Below are 16,916 nucleotides of genomic sequence, written 5' to 3'. Positions count from 1 at the left end.
TATTCAGGTAACCGACTGCGGATGCTTAAAATAGAATGACCGACTTCACATTGCCTGGCTGATTGAGTTGTTCAAATTGATATTGATCTAATTCAGAGAAAGGTATTTCCCGGGTGCACAGTTTTTCCGGGCTGATTTTTCCCTGCTGCAGTAAAGTGATTACCTTGATGAAGTCTTCGCGATCCGCTGCACGGCTACCGAGCAGTTCCAATTCCCTTTTATGGAAAGCCAGGTCATTGAAGCTCACTTCACCGGTATGCAGGCCGACAAACACCAACGTCCCGCCTGCGGCGATCCGTTCTACCTGACTGTTCATAGAAGCCGGGTTGCCCGTCGCATCAATAATCACCTGTGGGCCATCGCCGTGGGTCAACACCCGCAATTGTTGCTCAAAATCGGCATCTAATGGGTTCAATACGTCGGTAAAACCATATTGCTCGCCAGCAAATGCCTGACGCTGCGGATCGGCTTCTGCCACTATCACTTCGGCCCCCAGGCTACGCCCGATATCCGCAATGCCTAATCCGATAGCTCCCGCCCCCACCACCAACAGGCTCACTCCGTGGGTCACCCCACTGCGCCGTACTGCATGGGCAGCAATGGCATAAGGCTCAATTAACGCTGCCTGAAGATGAGGGATCCCCGTGACCGCCAGCAGAGCATCTTCAGCCACCGTCACATATTCCTGCATCGCTCCGGTTCGATGAATTCCCATCACCGACAAAGCAGTGCAACAAGTGGTGCGTCCACGCCGACAGGCCGCACACCGCCCACAATGACGATAGGGGATCACCACCACCTGTTGACCGGGTTGATACAGCGCGGCATCTTGCCCGCAGGCCACCACTTCGGCGCTGATTTCATGCCCCAGCACCGCCGGGTACTGCATCATCGGTTGGCGTCCGTGGAAAGCGTGAATATCCGAACCGCAGACTCCCAAAGCGCACATTTTCAGCAGGACTTCTCCAGTCCCCGGCAGCGGTATTGGCCGCCGCTGTTGGCTCAGTTGGCCCGGTTTGATGCACACTAATACCTTCATTTCAGAAGCCATAGCTCAGCGCCCCCCCGTCCACGGCAAAATCCTGCCCGGTGATGTAACGCGAGGCCTCACTGACCAAAAACCACACCATGGCACCCAGTTCTTCACGCGGATGGCCGTAACGGTGCAGCGGCATCCGGTTAATAATACGTTCCAACCGCTGCGGATCGGCGACCACCTGCGTCATATTGGTCTGGATCCAACCCGGCGCCACCGAATTGACGCGGATGTTTTCCTGCGCCCATTCCACAGCCAACCCACGGGTCATGCCAGTGACCGCTGCCTTGGTCGAGCAATAGGGCACCACCTCGCTAAAACCCAGATGCGCCGCCATTGAGGAAATATTGACGATACGGCCGATATACGCCGAGCGGGTCAAATGCGGGAAACAAAGTTGCGACAGGAAGAATACGGCATCAACGTTAATCTGGTGAATTTTTCGCCACCATGCTTCATCAACCTGTTCGGCGCGCACACGCTTGGTAATGCCTGCGTTGTTAATGAGGAAGTCGATCGCCCCATCAGCCGCGACCCTATCGACTGCGGCCTGTAATTGTTCGCGATCGGTAATATCCACTTGTATATCAACCACTCCAGGGTTCAATGCATAATCAATGCCGGTAGTCTGCGTGGCTTCCAGACTGAAGTTGAATACCCGTGCCCCGGCATCTGCCAGCAAATGAGCAATGCCGCGCCCAATACCGGATGATGCGCCGGTAACAATGCCGGTCCGGCCCTGTAATGAAAAATACTGAGTTAAAACGTCCTGTTTCATCGCCCTGTCCCTATTTGATTTCTGTCAGAGATGCCGGGTTGAAATTAAAGCCCCAGCCTGCACCCGAGCGCGGAAAGGCGTAGCCGCCATCAATGGTCATCGGGTTATCGATAATGCTGTCGATCCAGTCGAAAGATTCCGCTCCGTAAGGGTTGGGGATAGTGCACAGCAGCGGCACGTCATAATCTTTGTAGTAATGCGGTAATACCGGCAGGTGATGGGCATGTGCCAGCATCGCCGACTCACGCCAGGGTTCAACGCCGCCGATGCGGATCAGATCCGGCTGCCATAAATCCAGCGCATTACGGGCGATCAAGGCCTTGAGCGGTTCCATGTCATATTCCCGCTCGCCCATCGCCAGTGCGATGCCGGTTTTCTGGCGCAACTGCTGATAGCCGTCAAAATCGGTATGCACCAAGGGTTCTTCGAACCAGTGGATGCCAATTTCTGCCGCCTGCGTCGATAACTTCAGCGCATCCGGCAGGGTCATCCCCTGATTGGCATCCATCATGATTTTCATCCCGGGGCCAACCGCTTCCCGCACTTTGCGCAAACGCATGATGTCTTGCTCTACCTCCGGCGAACCCACTTTTATCTTCACGGCCTGCAAGCCACGCGCCTGGTATTCCAGCACTTCTTCCAGCAGTTCGGCCTCGCTGTATGACAACCAACCGCCACTGCCATACACCGGCACGCGATCGACGGTGTTGCCCAACATCTTCCAGATCGGCTGTTGCAGGGTCTTACCCCATGCGTCCCACATCGCGACATTGAGCGTTGCCGCCGCCCACTTCTGCAAACCGTTGTGGCCAAAGTATTCGTGCTCTGCCGCCACGTCCCGCAGGAATTTACCGGTCTGCCAACAGTGATAACCCACGGCAAACTGTTGGAGATCTTTCATTGCTCCGGCAATGGCCTCGGGCGAATAGTGGAAAGAAAGCAAATACCCTTCGCCAGTGACGCCACTGGCCAGCACCACTTCGGCAACCACAAAGGAAATTTCATTGATGTAATGAGTGGAATCCGCGATAGGGCGAGATAAAGGCGATACGGCTCGATAGAGATTGACCTGTTTTATTTTGTCCATTGGCATACTCCAAAGTCGGCACAGGAATTAAAAACCTATTAAAACAAACGACTAAGTGACCTCACTGTCTGTAACCCTCGATGCAAAGCAACGATACACCGATATATCGGTTGATGCAAAAACAAACAACCCTAAAGGAGATCTCGTTAACAAAAACTATTGGCAGACAGGGTGAGGGTTTGGCATGAACAATCGTATCTGGATCCAACCCACAGCGGGTTGCACTAGCAGTGCACGAAATTTTCTGCCGAATGGCGGAAACCGGCGCAGGAAAATCAATGGCCGGTGTTGATGGATAGTGCCTTAAACCGCACTCTGACGGATCTGCGCCGCCAGGGCGGCCAGACGATCGTCGTCGGCACGGGCAGCGTCGTGGGAAGACAGGTAACCTTCGTAGCGGTCGAAGAACTTCGTCGATTTCGACTCAATCGGCTGCCATTGTTCCAGTGCGGCGGTGCCGTGCATCGGGATCAGCTTGGCGTGCAGGTGATCGACGCCAAAGCCTTCGAACACCATGCCGCAGCGGCCCACATCGTCAAACGCCCGGTCGAGCAACTGCGCCACCCGTTTGGTCGCCAGCATCAGTTCGCTCAGCACGTCGTCCGCTACGGCAAAAGCGTAACTCTCGTAGTGCGCCTTGGGGATCACCACGCTGAAACCCTCGGTATTCGGAAAGATGGAAAGGAACGCCATGTGACCGTCGTCTTCCCAAATTTTATGGCACGGCACCCGGCCTGCCACCATTTCACAAAATATGCAGCTCATCACGCCTCCTGAATGCAGCGACGAGCCACCCGGCCCGCCGCAAAAAACCTTTTAGCAACATAGCCGATATTTTGCCTTTTGACTGCTACGGCCGTGCATTTCCCGCCCAAATCGCAGGACGTCGCTGCTGCCAGGGTGCCGCCCGCTCCAGTTGGCCGGCCAGTTGCAGCAGCAAATCTTCTCGGCCAAAACCGGCGACGAATTGCATGCCAATCGGCAGGTTATGCTGCGCATCATGCGCCAACGGCACCGACATCGCCGGCACGCCCGCCACGTTAAAGACCGGCGTAAACGGCGAGTGATCGAATAAATGCGCCGTCCACTCCAGGCCGCTCATCTCCGCCGCTCCTGTGCCGTAACGGCCAATCCGCCAGGGCAAGTCGGGCAGAGTTGGGGTCAGCAGCAGGTCATACTGCTGAAAATAAGCCGCGACGCCGCGGGTCACCCGATTACGCACCTCAAGCGCAGCAACCATATCCACCGCCCTGGCAGCCAAACCGTAGCGGTAACAGGCCAGCGTTTCCGGCTCCAGCGTTTCGGTTGAAATCGGCCGCCCGGTCGCCTGGCTCAGGCCATCTAGCCAACCGACCAGATTGGCACACCAGATTTGCGCATTGGCGAACACCAGCTCCTGCCAACTGACGCCGATCGCCATATCCACTTCGCTAACCTGATGGCCCAACTCACTCAGCAGCACGCCAGTGTCGGCCGTGGCCTGAGCGATTTGCGGATCGGTTTTGCCGCCGTTCCACGCCTGAGTCATCATGCCGATGCGCAGTCGGCCGGGTTCTGACGTGACCTGTGACAGCCAACTCTGTGCCGGAGGCGTGGTGTAATAGGGTTCGCCGGGATGTGGATGCTGCAAGGCATCCAGCAAGGCCGCGCTGTCACGTACCGAACGGCTTAGCCCCAGTTGGACGCCAAAACCGTTGAACACTTCATCCATCGCCGGGCCATGCGATACCCGGCCACGCGTCGGTTTGAGGCCAAATAGCCCATTCGACGAAGCGGGTACGCGGATCGAGCCGGCGGCGTCCGTAGCGTGAGCAATCGGCACGATCCCGGCAGCCACCGCCGCACCGGCTCCGCCGCTGGAACCGCCGGCGCTGAAATCCGGGTTCCAAGGATTGCGCGTCGCGCCGTAAAGCACCGCTTCGGTGGTGGTGCTGAACGCCATTTCCGGCGTGGTAGTGCGACCGAAAGTGACCAGCCCTGCTCGACGAATATTGCTCATCAGATAACTGTCTGTAGTGGCAATATTACCCTGCGCCAACCGGCTGCCCAGTTCCGAGAGCTTACCGGCCATGCTGATGGCGATATCCTTAATCAGGAAAGGCACGCCAGACAGTGGGCCATCCCCCTCCGATAGCGGCTGCGTCCAATGTTCCACCACTGCGTTAATCGCCGGGTTCACCGCCTCAACCGCGGCCTGCGCCGCCTGCTGCAATTCTTGCGCACTGACTTCGCTGCGCTGTACCAGTTCGGCCAACCCCAGCGCATCGTAGCTAACGTACTCGCTCAATTTCATCGTTTCGTCCTTATCCGTAGCAGTTTCGTCGGCTTTTCCGCCGTCCGTTCCACGGTAGGGGGATTAACGCTATAGTTGAAATTGATAGATTTAATATGAGGAATAGTTATCAACAATTTAAAGCGGGTCGATCTCAATTTATTGGTCACGCTGGAAGCGCTGCTCACTGAGCGCAGCGTAACCCGGGCGGCCGCACGCCTTAACCTGAGCCAACCCTCGGTCAGTATCCAGCTCGCCAAACTGCGCGAGATTTACCATGATCCCCTGCTATTACCCGGCTCACGCGGCATGTTGCCCACGGCACGCGCACTCGGCCTGCTGACGCCGCTGCGCCAGACGCTGGCCGATCTCGGCCGCCTGGTGGCACCGGAACAGCCGTTTGATCCGCTACAGGCCAAAATGACCTGGCAACTGGCCGCCGCCGACGCGGCCGAATATGCCATCCTGCTGCCGATGCTGCCCAAACTGCGGCTGGCGGCACCCCATTCCCGTCTGGCGATCCGCGAAGCTTCACCCAAAAACATGAGTCGCGATCTGGCGGACGGCGTGATCGACCTGGGTTTTCTGGCCCGAGAAGAGGCGCCCGCCGAGCTACGTCATCGCCCGTTGTTTCACGAGAATTACCTGCTGGTAGGCCGTCGTGACCACCCGTTATTGCAGACACCGCCTACGCTCGAGCAGTTCTGTCAGTTGGAGTTTGTTATGGTTTCACAGGACGGGGGCGGTTTCCGTACCCTGACCGACACGCTGCTGGAAGCACAGGGATTAGCGCGGCGGGTGGTGATGTCGCTGCCGCACTTCCTGTTCATTCCCGCGCTGCTGGCAAAATCCGATATGGTCGCCATGCTGCCTTCACGCATGCTGGGGGAAATGCTCGGCAGTCTGCGCACCTGCCCGGTGCCGCTGGAACTACCCGGCTATGACATGGTGATGGTCTGGCATGAGCGATCGCACCTGGATCCGGCCCATAGCTGGCTGCGCGAGCAGGTGGTTGCCGCCCTGGAGTCATCAGCTGCGTAACTAGAGGACATCGACCAGGTCAAACTCTTCAAATACCAGCCACATTTGCGGCGAAAAAGTGCCTTCTCGGGTAAAAAACGCCTGATGTCCCTCACGCCAGAAGGCCAGGCTCTTATCCCCCTCGCCTTCCAGCGCGGCCATCTCGGCGGTGACATCACAGTAACGAGTCAGCTTCAGTGAAAGCGTTCTGATGACACAGGCGGGTTCACCCCGGCCATTAAGGATCACGTTATAATCCCCGACCATCGGTGATTTCTCTTGTTGATAGGCGACATAGGAACCACAGGTTGCGGTTTTGTCGCCGTCGAGCACCAACTGCAACAACTCGTCCGCCAGCGCCGGGCTGTCGCCGAATTGCCAGCGCGATGCGCCGGGATACTTAGCCAGAATAGTCGATTCGGTCATTGTCCTGCTCCTTGATAGAGGGTCTGCGGTAACGCATTCCGGTTTTTCCCGCCCAGACAGTTTATACTGTGCAGAATATAAGCCTTTATTCTGTTCAGCACGCTCCGTCGGGAGCACAAGGAATTACCACAAGCCATGTTAAGTTACCGCCACAGTTTCCACGCCGGCAACCACGCCGACGTGCTCAAGCACACCGTTCAGAGCCTGATCATTGAATCGCTGAAAGAAAAAGACAAACCCTTCCTGTACCTGGATACCCATTCCGGCGCAGGGCGCTATCAGCTGAGCGGTGAGCACGCCGAACGCACCGGGGAATACCTGGAAGGCATAGGTCTGCTGTGGCAACGTGACGATCTGCCGGAAGAACTGGCGGCCTACATGGGTGTAGTGCACCACTTTAACCGTACCGAAAAGCTGCGCTACTACCCTGGCTCACCGCTGATTGCCCGCCAGCTGCTGCGCCCGCAGGATAAAATCCACCTGACCGAGCTGCACCCGAGCGACTTCCCACTGCTGCGCAGCGAATTTCAGAAGGACGAACGCGCCAAGGTGCAACGCGCCGATGGCTACCAACAGTTGAAATCCCAGTTGCCGCCACTGTCACGCCGTGGGCTGATCCTGATGGATCCGCCGTACGAGATGAAGACCGATTATCAGGACGTGATCAAAGGCCTGCAGGAAGGCTACAAGCGCTTTGCCACCGGCACTTACGCGCTGTGGTATCCGGTGGTGATGCGCCAGCAGATCAAACGTATGCTCAAAGAGCTGGAAGCCACCGGCATCCGAAATATTCTGCAGATCGAACTGGCGGTAAAACCCGACAGCGACCAGCGCGGCATGACTGCCTCCGGCATGATCGTGATTAACCCGCCGTGGAAGCTGGAACAACAAATGAAAAACGTGCTGCCATGGCTGCACAAAATATTGGTGCCGTCGGGCCATGGTCACCATTTGGTGAACTGGGTGGTGCCGGAATAAGCTTCCGGGGCGCGGCCTGCCGCGCCTTTATACCCTATAGCTTTCAAGTTGCAGCTAGGCGGCCAACTCGCTCATCCCCAGGCGCTTACTTAAGTAAGTAACTGAGGTGAGCGAGTGCAGATAACAACGCTGCAACTTGAAAGATGACGGGTATACCCCACCTATCGCAACCATCGACGCAATCTTTGCGACAAACCTGCATCAGGCGTTAAACTCTTACGCTCTTCGATTCACACAATTCATGGAAATCCCAGATGACCAAACATTACGATTATCTAGCAATTGGCGGCGGCAGCGGCGGCATCGCATCGATCAACCGGGCAGCCATGTATGGCCAGAAATGCGCACTGATTGAAGCCAAAGAACTGGGCGGCACCTGCGTCAACGTGGGTTGTGTACCGAAAAAAGTTATGTGGCATGCGGCGCAAATCGCCGAGGCCATTCATATGTACGGCCCGGATTACGGTTTCGATACCACCGTCAACGCGTTTGACTGGAAAAAGCTGGTGGCTAACCGCACCGCTTATATCGACCGCATCCATAATTCCTACGACAACGTGCTGGGCAAAAACAAAGTCGACGTGATCAAAGGCTTTGCGCGCTTTATCGACGCTAACACGGTGGAAGTCAACGGTGAGAAAATCACCGCCGATCATATTCTGATCGCCACTGGCGGACGCCCAAGCCACCCAGACATTCCGGGCGCAGAATACGGCATCGACTCCGACGGTTTCTTCGAGCTGGACGCGATGCCAAAACGCGTTGCGGTCGTGGGCGCGGGCTATATCGCGGTGGAAATCGCCGGCGTGATGAACGCGCTGGGTGCCGAGACGCACCTGTTCGTGCGTAAACACGCGCCGCTGCGCAGCTTCGATCCGATGATTGTCGAAACCCTGGTGGAAGTGATGAACACCGAAGGGCCAAGCCTGCACACCGAATCGGTGCCGAAGGCCATCGTCAAGAACGCCGACGGCAGCCTGACGCTACAGTTGGAAAACGGCAAAGAATTCATCGTCGACAGCCTGGTGTGGGCGATTGGCCGCGAACCGGCGACCGATAACCTGAACCTGGCCGTGACCGGGGTGAAAACCAACGAAAATGGCTATATCGACGTCGATAAATACCAGAACACCAACGTAAAAGGCATTTACGCGGTGGGCGACAACACCGGTGCCGTTGAACTGACTCCGGTTGCCGTGGCCGCAGGCCGCCGTCTGTCCGAGCGTTTGTTTAACAACAAGCCGGAAGAACACCTGGATTACAGCAACATCGCCACCGTGGTGTTCAGCCACCCGCCGATCGGAACTATCGGCCTGACCGAACCGGAAGCAATCGAGAAATTCGGTGCGGACAGCGTGAAAGTGTATAAATCTTCATTTACCGCCATGTACAGCGCCGTAACGCAACACCGCCAACCGTGCCGCATGAAGCTGGTGTGCGTGGGTAAAGAAGAGAAGATTGTTGGCCTGCACGGCATTGGCTTCGGCATGGACGAGATCCTGCAGGGCTTCGCCGTCGCCATCAAGATGGGCGCCACCAAGAAAGACTTCGACAACACCGTCGCGATCCACCCGACCGCAGCGGAAGAGTTCGTTACCATGCGTTGATTTGCCTGCCCGGCGTGCAATGCCGCTGGGTAAACGGCAACAAAAAGGTCAGGTGCCTCAGGACCCTGACCTTTTTTTATATTGGACAAACACTAAGAAAATACTCTGATGATTATTTGATGAAAATTTTCATTTTCAATTCAATTAGAAATACCATGGGATTAAAATCGGTCAATTCACAATAGAAAATCATGGAGTCTAAACAACCCACCATGGCATCATGAAACAATAACCCATTAAATCAATACCCCCGCCGCTATCTAACTCTTTTTATGTTTTTACTTCGTATGGCACAAATATTTTTTTTCTTCACCAAAGAGAAATGTTTGAAAAAAGAAAATACGCTTATAAACAAAAGAATAACAGTAATAAAATATAACATAAAAATACATTTTAAATGTCAAGGAATAGCTCTAGAAATTCAAACTTTCAATAACCAACTAAAAAGTTCATTTCTGCCTCTGAAATCAAGTTTACGCATCACCGACTGTTTATAGGTATGCACCGTTTTAACACTCAGCTGCATATACTTCGCTGCTTGCGTTTGATTAACCCCTAACCGCAGATAAAAAATGACCTCTTTCTCTCTGCCACTGAGCCTTTTGCCGATGCAAAACACACAGGCCCCTGTTGCCATACTGATTGATGCTATGCGCCTTAGAGCCACGTCGAGCAGATGAAATAGGTCCTCGATACTGGCACGCCTCTCCAACGTCCCCGCCTCTCTGGAACATACATTTTTTCTCGGTACCCCATCACGCGTTGTTTTTTCTATGGAAATATACAGCGACCGGGAATCTGACTCTATCGGCATCCGATCACAATAAGCCCTGCCCCCGGCTTCCGATCGCGCCACAAAAACCAGATCGGCAGAGGGCTGTTCAACGTCTCCGGGCAGGATCTCAAGAGCCCTTCCCTTTACCTGAAAATATTCCAGCAAAGCATATTTTAACCCCTCACCGAAATGGCGGTTAGTATCTATGATTGATATTCTTATGGATCTCTCCACTTTCACTCCTTTTTAATCGCGCTCCTGGTTATTTAAACCTACTGTCGTCCGGGAAAAATACTATGGCTTCCCGGCGTAAATTATCCGCCGGAATATCTTTCCCCTGATGCTTCAATATCAAATACAAAGTGGCATAGATATTTCTATCAATATGTTTCTTCAAATACTCATTAGCCCAAAGCGCATAAGCGGACAAAAGCTTTTCATCCTGCGTTTGATTGAATAACAGCAGCGCGTAGACCTGTTGGTCAAATGCCCAACGTTCCGCATGGAGCCAACGAACAGCAGGTGGCATAGCCTCTGCGGCATGCATATCAGTAAATTGGCTCTGTTCTGCGCGCGTTAGCGTAAGCCCGCCCGGTAACCCGACCAGCATCACGATCAGGGCGATCAGAGATCCGATCGGCGCCAGAATAACGAGAGCTCTCCGGCCAACCCCGCTTAACGCGTTACGCTCATGAACTACAGCGGCCTGACGATCCAACAGCGCCAACAGCAGCAGGAAAATGATCCAATGCAGCGTCGATAAATAAAACGGATACTCAGTCTGGGTATGTAAAGCTATCGGCAACAAGGCAAAACAAAGCGCCAGCGCCACACCTCGGTCAGGCAAGTCAGCCCGCTGGCTGTAACGTCGCCAGGCTTTACCCGCCAACCGCAACCCGGCAAGCAAAAACAGCAACATGCCAATCAGCCCAAGCCCACCCCCTTCAACCCACCACAACAAAATTTCGTTATGGGGATGAGTAGCCACCCCCACCCCCAGCGTCGATTCCCCTAATGCGGCGCGAAAGTGCTGGAAACTGTACTCAAAACCGCCATACCCCCATCCGGCCAACGGTTTTTCTGCGATCATCGCCAACGTCGCGTTCAACATGATGCCGCGCGCGCTGTCTGATCCCGCATGACTCACCGCGCCAACCTGACCACTCCAGGCCACCACCATGCCCGTCACCAGACCAAGCAACATCAGGAACGCCGCAACACCGCTGCGCTGCGGGTATTTCTTGGCATATGCCGCAATGAACAACAGGGCAACCGCACCGCCGCTCAACCAGCCTATACGCGAATGCAACCAAACCAGCAAGGCAGGAAGAACCGTCAATAGCAGGCACAATACGCCCAGTCGCCACTTTTCATGGCACCGCGCCCGCAGGTTAAAACCGGGCAATAAAAACAACGTCAGCGCCAACGCCAGCCCGGTAGCCATAAAACTGGCCAACAGATTCACCTGCTGGAATACTCCATAAGGGCGACCGGCAATCAGCGGATACGGGACCCAGCCTCCAAAGCCAAACAGCTGCGCTAATGCCATGAATGCCTGTGCCGTCACCGCCAGCAAAATGGTGCAAAGCAGCCAATAACGCGCTCGTGGTGATAGCTCAGCTTGCAGCCACGAAAAATAGAAAACCCATCCGGCGAATAACCCTGCCCAACGCCAAAGCGCTGCCTCCCGCCATTCAGGACGGGTATAAAGCAATGGAACAGCCAACAGCATCAGGGCGACAAAAAATAATTTTGTCGTCGGTGTGGTTATGATTTTCCGTTGGTTGAACAAAATGCCCAACCAGATCATCAGGCTAAGCAGTGCCATCATGCTCCAGCCGAGAATATTTTGCGGCAGTGCTAAACCCATCCCTCCCATATTGGGCAGGTAAAGGTGCATAGCTAATCCGAACCCTAGTCCAGAAATAATAATCAGAAAATAATTTTTCACTGCACGTATTGTTTTCATCGGTATAACCAAAGAATATTGTTAATCTATGATTTTATTTTTGATAAAAGTTAAAAAAATTGAATATCCATTACCTGCATCGTCGACGCTGAAAAAACCTGAGATATAAAAATTAATGGTAAATTACAGTATCGCTACCACCGCCACGGCAGAAGCAGAGAAATCACCGGCAGCCACATTGCCATTACTGCTTAACGTCGATGAAAAAATAACTGAGGTGCCATTGCTGCCCGGCACCCGTACCGTCGCCCCGGTCGCGCCTGCAATATTATTCACCTGCAGTTTTGTTTTCAGGCTGCCGTCCGCGCGCAATGTCACGACATCACCGCCATCGTTCGCCAATGCGGTTATTTTTACAGTCACCTCACGATTGCAGCTAACCTGTGCGTAAACGCTCTTGGTATTACCATTGACATTATCTTGATTTAATATGCCGTGCGCCAAATCAATATTCCCTTTAACCGCACATGACAACGGCGGCAAAGGGGGCTCAATGGGTGGCGGTGTTATACTACCGCTGCAAGAGTTGCCGAACATATTCAAGCCACCATTAATATCACTGCTGGTGAATAAATATATACATTTTCGCCCATTGGCAACATGATCAAACCAGTTGCGAATAACGCCGCTTCTCGGCAATGAATTATAGCTCCACTCTTTGATAATCGATGTGGCGGTCTGATCACCCCATAAAGCATATTGATAATCTTTCCATTGCGTATATTTCTCAATCCCAAAAGCTGCGTCTAAAGTTAAAAATACATAGCACTTACCACTTTGGAATTTGTTGCCACATTTATAATATCTTGAATTACCGCCTAGGCTGTCCGCAGAGGTAATTACGTAATATAAATCGTCACCCCGTAAATCCCATTCAATATTGGTTTGATATGCTTTAGAATTCTTTGACAAAAGCATCAAAGAAAGCACGAATAGAAAGCCCAATATAGTCCGTAAGCCACTGCCAACACTTATCTTGTTACTCATATCAATTCACTCATAGTACAATGCAAAAGTCGCCACTGCAGAAAATGTCCCCAGTTGAAGAGTTTTATTGGCTATAGCGGCAGGTTCGGCCTGTACATAGGCCTGCATGGCGACAATATTATTGCCGCTGGTCAATGTGCTGTCCTGACTCCAGCGGTTTAACGGCAGCGGTTGGCCCTGCGGCGTTTCAAAACCGACAGCGACGCCCTGTGCCTGGCTGCCGACGTCCAGCGCCAACAGGCCGGGTAATGCCACACTTTCAGCACCACCGAAACTGACCTTCACCGTTTTGCCCAAGCTGGTGTCACAATCCGCCAGCCGTAACTGAATAGTCTTGCTGTGCGTTCGCTGATTTTTATATAAATATTTATCCACCAGAGTGCCAAAATCCAGTTCGATACTTTCATCCCCAGGTTGTAACGTGCAGGGCTCCGCCACCAGGGCGCCGTGCAGTTTCAGGTTATTACTTGCCGCAGCAGCAAGCTGTATGCTCACAGCAATCATCCAGCCGGCCAGCAGGCTGGGGGACAGGTTTCTGATGATCCGCATGACTCCTCCTATTGATAGTCGGCCAAGAGCGTTGCCGTCACTTCAAATACGCCCTCCGGCAACCCAACGCCGGCCTTTTTTACCGGCACCGCCTGCAAGTGCGGCGGGTTCTTTGGATCGATAACGATGCGATGATTCACCTGCAACGGTTGCCCATTTTGCAGCAGCCGAATACCCAAATCAGCCACATTGGTTTGCAATGCCGCACCGTCAAAAGCCGTTGGCGGCCCAACGACGCTTAGGCCCAACTCCAGGGTGGTCGCCCCCGGCTGGCAGGTGACCCGATAATCAATGGTTTGCAAATAATTGACGCCATCCACCTTGCTGACCCCCACCCGCTCGCCAAAATTAACGTCAATCGCGCGGCCATCGTTGATCTCACAGGCTGGGGCCTGAACTAAACGACCGTTAAAAAGTATCTCTATCGCCTGAATGGGCAGCGTTACCGATAAAGTCGATACGGCAGCCAGCAAGGCGAATATCGCGTATTTTTTATTCACTGATAGTCCACCTTTAAGGTCGCTCCGGCGAAAAATCCGCCCGTCGGCAGATCCGCGCCAGGTTTTTTCACCGGTACCGCCTGCAATACGGGTTGTGCCGGGTAATTAAAATTCATCCACTGGTTGACCCGGAGCGGCTGGCCATTTTGTTTCAGCGCAATTCCCAGATCTGTTCGAAAAGTCTGTATAAGATCACTGTTAAATCCCGCTGCGGTACCGGCAATCATCAGCTTCATGGCATTTTTTGTCTGCTCTTTGCACTCGAGCGTGTACTTGATGGTTGTCAGGTAATTACTGCCATCAATGCGTGAAATCACCACATTTTCACCAAAATCCACCATAATGGTTTTTTCGCCGTTAATTACGCAGGGCGGTGGCGCCATAATAGTGCCAGAAATATTGATGGGCGTAGCAGCACGGCTACCCATACTGAACGCGGCGAAAAAGCAAACGGCCGCTAAAATAATACAAAAATCAAGAATAGAATATTTCATCTTATCCATTTTATTTTCCACCCTACCCTTCAGCACTTATGCATTATCTTAATCCGGAAGTACCCTTTCATTTATCCTAATGAAGTGGCTCCCTGTCTGGCATCAAATCGGCTCTATAACAAGCACGCTAGCACCATAGAATGAGCCTGGTTTTATTTCACCGCTCAGTTTGTCGCTCATATTGACCGTGTTATTTCCAGTCTGGAGTTTTAGATTAACGGTCGGGGGTTTCCCTTCTATAAAGATATCGCCTCGAAGACCATTTTTCAGATCTATAAAGGATTCATTATTTAACAGGCGAAGTTTAACGGTGGTGCCTACGGTGCAGTTAATACTTACCTGCGTTGAACGACTGTGCCCCGCCGCATCACTGAAGCTCAGTACGCCGTGATTAAAGGTTATCTCCGGCGTAATGATTTTGCACCAGTCCTGGCCCGGAGGGGCGTAAATGCAACTTCCCGGCGGCATGATTGCCCCCCCCCAATGAGAACTATTGGGTGTGGCCGAGGCTAAAAAACCTATACATTCCCCGCCATTTCCTTCCCCGGAATGATCTATCGAAAAGCTATTAACTCCCCATTTTCGATATGCCGACATTGCCGCTTGCCCCAACGTCATATTGCTTTGTGCAATGATAGAGCATCCATAAGAATCGCAAGCATCGGAAGCCCCCTTCATTCTCACCACATCAATGCCGCCAGGAAAAGCGTCGTGACGATGGGCTATACCCACCGTCCAACCCGCCGGTACCGGAACATCAGCCGCCGCACCAATATCCATTACGCTAAAGGTGCCTGTATAGTTGGCCGTCTTTGATGACATTATTTTCGTTTGGACCGAAGTAACAATCGGATATTGCGATGCAGAGGTAACGCCACTAACAAGAGAAAATACCAACAGGTAGTAGTTCATCACTCTATTCCTCCCTGAAATAAAATCGCCATAACACCATCAGTCATAACTCAACCGAAAATCTACCGAAGCCGAATAAGCGCCCGCCACCAGCGGCGTGCGGGTGCGTTCCGGCGCCACATGGTACGCCAGCGTGTTCTGCCCCGGCGTCAGCAGCAGCGGTTGTCCGCGGCTACCCAGCCGCACATCCTGCCCCAACGGATCGGTCATTCGCAATGCCAGCCCGGAGACGCCCTGCACCTTCACCAGTTGCGGATTGTTAACGTCCGCCGGGGCGCTGAAGCTTACCGTCACCGCCGGCTGCTGCGCCGCCCAGGTCAGCGCACCGGTGCGGCTGTCGCGGCTGCCCGCCGGGCTGCGCAGACAATCCTGCAAACGCAGTTCAAAACCCACCGGCGTGCCCCGGTCACCAACGTTTTGCAGCCGGCCGGTGCCGGTCTCGCCCAGTTGAATATCCTGGCGCGCACTGCTCATCTCCAGCCGACAGGCGCTCTCGGTCAATGCACCGCGTACCTGCAGCACGCCGTTAGCGCCGTCGGTATACCAATTATCCACCGCCTGCCCGTGAGCATTCGGCAGCAACAGCAGCAGCGTGCCAAGTGTGATCGGGGCCATCAGCGCCAATGCACCCAGGGTGCCGTAGTACTGCCAGTCGCGGTAACCCGGCAGGTGTTGACTCCATTTTTTGCTTATTCGTTGCATAGCCTTTCCTCCTGTTCACCTGCCCCTGACTTACGGCTTTATGACTTGTCTTTCTCCGGCACCACCTGACAACTGCCGCCGCTGCAGTTAAAGGTCAGCGGCGGACGGCCGCCGTAGTCGTTGATGTAGGTCAGCACCGGGCTACTACCGAGCGCGGTGGCGCTGACGCCCAGCGATATATTGCCCTTTGGCGGCACCATCAGCGGCTCAAACCCCTTCACCCCTTCCGCGCCTTTCTTGCTGCTGGCATCGACTATCGTGATGTAATACGGCGTCGGGTTATTTACCTGGTACTTGTCGCCCTGCTTGCTCAGCGTCAGCTTCTCCTGCCAGGGCGCTGCGTTCTGCTGCGGTGCGATCGCCGCCGGGCGGTAGAACAGCTTGATGCGCGTCTGCAACGCTATCTGCAGGGTGTTCGGCTTGTCGCTCTTCGGCGGGATTTCCCGCAGGTTGAAGTAGTACAGCGTCTCGCGGTCCTGCGGCAGCTGTTTGGCCGCCGGCAGCGCCTGGATTTTCACCTGGCTCGGCTTGCCCGGCTCAACGCGCTGTACCGGTGGCAGCACCACCAGCGGACTCTGAATTTTGGTGCCCTGCTCGTCTTCCAGCCAAGCCTGCGCCAGGTACGGCAGCTGTTTGTTCTGGTTGCTGATGTTCAGGCTGACCGAGTTCTGGCCGCCGTCAAAAATCACCCGAGTGCGGTCCAGCGCTATCGCTGCCTGCGCCTGCGGGGCCAACAATGCGCCCAGCAGGGTGGCGGTGGTCAGGCACTGTTTGTTGATGACAAAATGCGTTTTCATAAAAAATCTCTCTTGCTGATTCAAATA

At 54.0% G+C, this 16,916-nt stretch carries 18 protein-coding genes; 3 read left to right on the top strand and 15 right to left on the bottom strand.

Annotated features, from left to right (window positions below):
• Positions 1–25 precede the first annotated feature (25 nt).
• The 5 genes from M2406_RS20655 to M2406_RS20635 form a co-directional block, all read right to left on the bottom strand.
• Positions 26–1,051 (bottom strand): zinc-binding alcohol dehydrogenase family protein, encoded by a 1,026-nt coding sequence (locus tag M2406_RS20655; RefSeq protein WP_259191228.1) that lies wholly within the window; start codon positions 1,049–1,051, stop codon positions 26–28.
• Positions 1,041–1,814 (bottom strand): SDR family NAD(P)-dependent oxidoreductase, encoded by a 774-nt coding sequence (locus M2406_RS20650; RefSeq protein WP_017894362.1) that lies wholly within the window; start codon positions 1,812–1,814, stop codon positions 1,041–1,043. Before M2406_RS20650 ends, M2406_RS20655 begins: the two co-directional genes overlap by 11 nt.
• A 10-nt stretch (positions 1,815–1,824) precedes the next feature.
• Complete coding sequence (locus M2406_RS20645; RefSeq protein ID WP_115183569.1) at positions 1,825–2,901, bottom strand: mandelate racemase/muconate lactonizing enzyme family protein; 1,077 nt, start codon at positions 2,899–2,901, stop codon at positions 1,825–1,827.
• 303 nt (positions 2,902–3,204) lie between these two features.
• Positions 3,205–3,666, bottom strand: coding sequence for an HIT family protein (locus tag M2406_RS20640; RefSeq protein ID WP_112363545.1), 462 nt, complete (start codon positions 3,664–3,666; stop codon positions 3,205–3,207).
• Positions 3,667–3,751: 85 nt separating this feature from the next.
• Positions 3,752–5,194: an amidase gene (locus M2406_RS20635; protein ID WP_259191222.1), complete on the bottom strand. Its 1,443-nt coding sequence runs from the start codon at positions 5,192–5,194 to the stop codon at positions 3,752–3,754.
• A 108-nt stretch (positions 5,195–5,302) separates the two neighbouring features.
• On the opposite strand from M2406_RS20635, the gene M2406_RS20630 reads away from it, so the two are divergent.
• Complete coding sequence (locus tag M2406_RS20630) at positions 5,303–6,214, top strand: LysR family transcriptional regulator (protein WP_259191339.1); 912 nt, start codon at positions 5,303–5,305, stop codon at positions 6,212–6,214.
• On the opposite strand, the gene M2406_RS20625 is transcribed toward M2406_RS20630, so the two are convergent.
• Positions 6,215–6,619 carry an ASCH domain-containing protein gene (locus tag M2406_RS20625; RefSeq protein ID WP_115183566.1) on the bottom strand — a complete coding sequence of 135 codons (405 nt, stop codon included), beginning with the start codon at positions 6,617–6,619 and terminating at the stop codon, positions 6,215–6,217.
• Between the two features lie 135 nt (positions 6,620–6,754).
• Between M2406_RS20625 and M2406_RS20620 the strand changes: the two genes are divergently transcribed.
• Together M2406_RS20620 and gorA are read left to right on the top strand one after the other, a co-directional pair.
• The gene (locus M2406_RS20620; RefSeq protein WP_012147387.1) at positions 6,755–7,597 is read left to right on the top strand and encodes a 23S rRNA (adenine(2030)-N(6))-methyltransferase RlmJ; all 843 of its coding nucleotides are present in this window, start codon (positions 6,755–6,757) and stop codon (positions 7,595–7,597) included.
• A 254-nt stretch (positions 7,598–7,851) separates the two neighbouring features.
• On the top strand, positions 7,852–9,204 hold the full coding sequence (gorA, locus tag M2406_RS20615) for a glutathione-disulfide reductase (RefSeq protein ID WP_012147388.1): 1,353 nt from the start codon (positions 7,852–7,854) through the stop codon (positions 9,202–9,204).
• Positions 9,205–9,625: 421 nt separating this feature from the next.
• Here the strand turns inward: gorA and M2406_RS20610 are convergent, their stop codons facing one another.
• The 9 genes from M2406_RS20610 to M2406_RS20570 form a co-directional block, all read right to left on the bottom strand.
• The gene (locus tag M2406_RS20610; protein WP_041418809.1) at positions 9,626–10,213 is read right to left on the bottom strand and encodes a LuxR family transcriptional regulator; all 588 of its coding nucleotides are present in this window, start codon (positions 10,211–10,213) and stop codon (positions 9,626–9,628) included.
• Between the two features lie 28 nt (positions 10,214–10,241).
• A complete protein-coding gene (locus M2406_RS20605; RefSeq protein WP_012147389.1) occupies positions 10,242–11,879 on the bottom strand; it encodes a PglL family O-oligosaccharyltransferase in 1,638 nt (545 codons plus the stop codon).
• A 192-nt stretch (positions 11,880–12,071) separates the two neighbouring features.
• The gene (locus tag M2406_RS20600; protein ID WP_259191216.1) at positions 12,072–12,935 is read right to left on the bottom strand and encodes a hypothetical protein; all 864 of its coding nucleotides are present in this window, start codon (positions 12,933–12,935) and stop codon (positions 12,072–12,074) included.
• Positions 12,936–12,941: 6 nt separating this feature from the next.
• A complete protein-coding gene (locus tag M2406_RS20595) occupies positions 12,942–13,484 on the bottom strand; it encodes a fimbrial protein (RefSeq protein WP_012147391.1) in 543 nt (180 codons plus the stop codon).
• A gap of 8 nt (positions 13,485–13,492) precedes the next feature.
• Positions 13,493–13,984 carry a fimbrial protein gene (locus M2406_RS20590; protein ID WP_012147392.1) on the bottom strand — a complete coding sequence of 164 codons (492 nt, stop codon included), beginning with the start codon at positions 13,982–13,984 and terminating at the stop codon, positions 13,493–13,495.
• On the bottom strand, positions 13,981–14,487 hold the full coding sequence (locus M2406_RS20585) for a fimbrial protein (protein WP_259191213.1): 507 nt from the start codon (positions 14,485–14,487) through the stop codon (positions 13,981–13,983). Before M2406_RS20585 ends, M2406_RS20590 begins: the two co-directional genes overlap by 4 nt.
• Before the next feature lie 93 nt (positions 14,488–14,580).
• A complete protein-coding gene (locus M2406_RS20580) occupies positions 14,581–15,390 on the bottom strand; it encodes a PapG chaperone-binding domain-containing protein (RefSeq protein ID WP_259191212.1) in 810 nt (269 codons plus the stop codon).
• A 39-nt stretch (positions 15,391–15,429) separates the two neighbouring features.
• Complete coding sequence (locus M2406_RS20575; RefSeq protein ID WP_012147395.1) at positions 15,430–16,092, bottom strand: fimbrial protein; 663 nt, start codon at positions 16,090–16,092, stop codon at positions 15,430–15,432.
• 38 nt (positions 16,093–16,130) lie between these two features.
• Positions 16,131–16,889 carry a fimbria/pilus periplasmic chaperone gene (locus M2406_RS20570; RefSeq protein WP_115183560.1) on the bottom strand — a complete coding sequence of 253 codons (759 nt, stop codon included), beginning with the start codon at positions 16,887–16,889 and terminating at the stop codon, positions 16,131–16,133.
• Positions 16,890–16,916: the final 27 nt, after the last annotated feature.

It is taken from the genome of Serratia sp. BIGb0163 (genome assembly GCF_024809935.1).
In the GTDB taxonomy this organism is placed as follows: domain Bacteria; phylum Pseudomonadota; class Gammaproteobacteria; order Enterobacterales; family Enterobacteriaceae; genus Serratia; species Serratia quinivorans.
The sequence above is the reverse complement of the archived record's forward strand: the minus strand, read 5'-3'. Positions and strand labels throughout refer to the sequence as shown.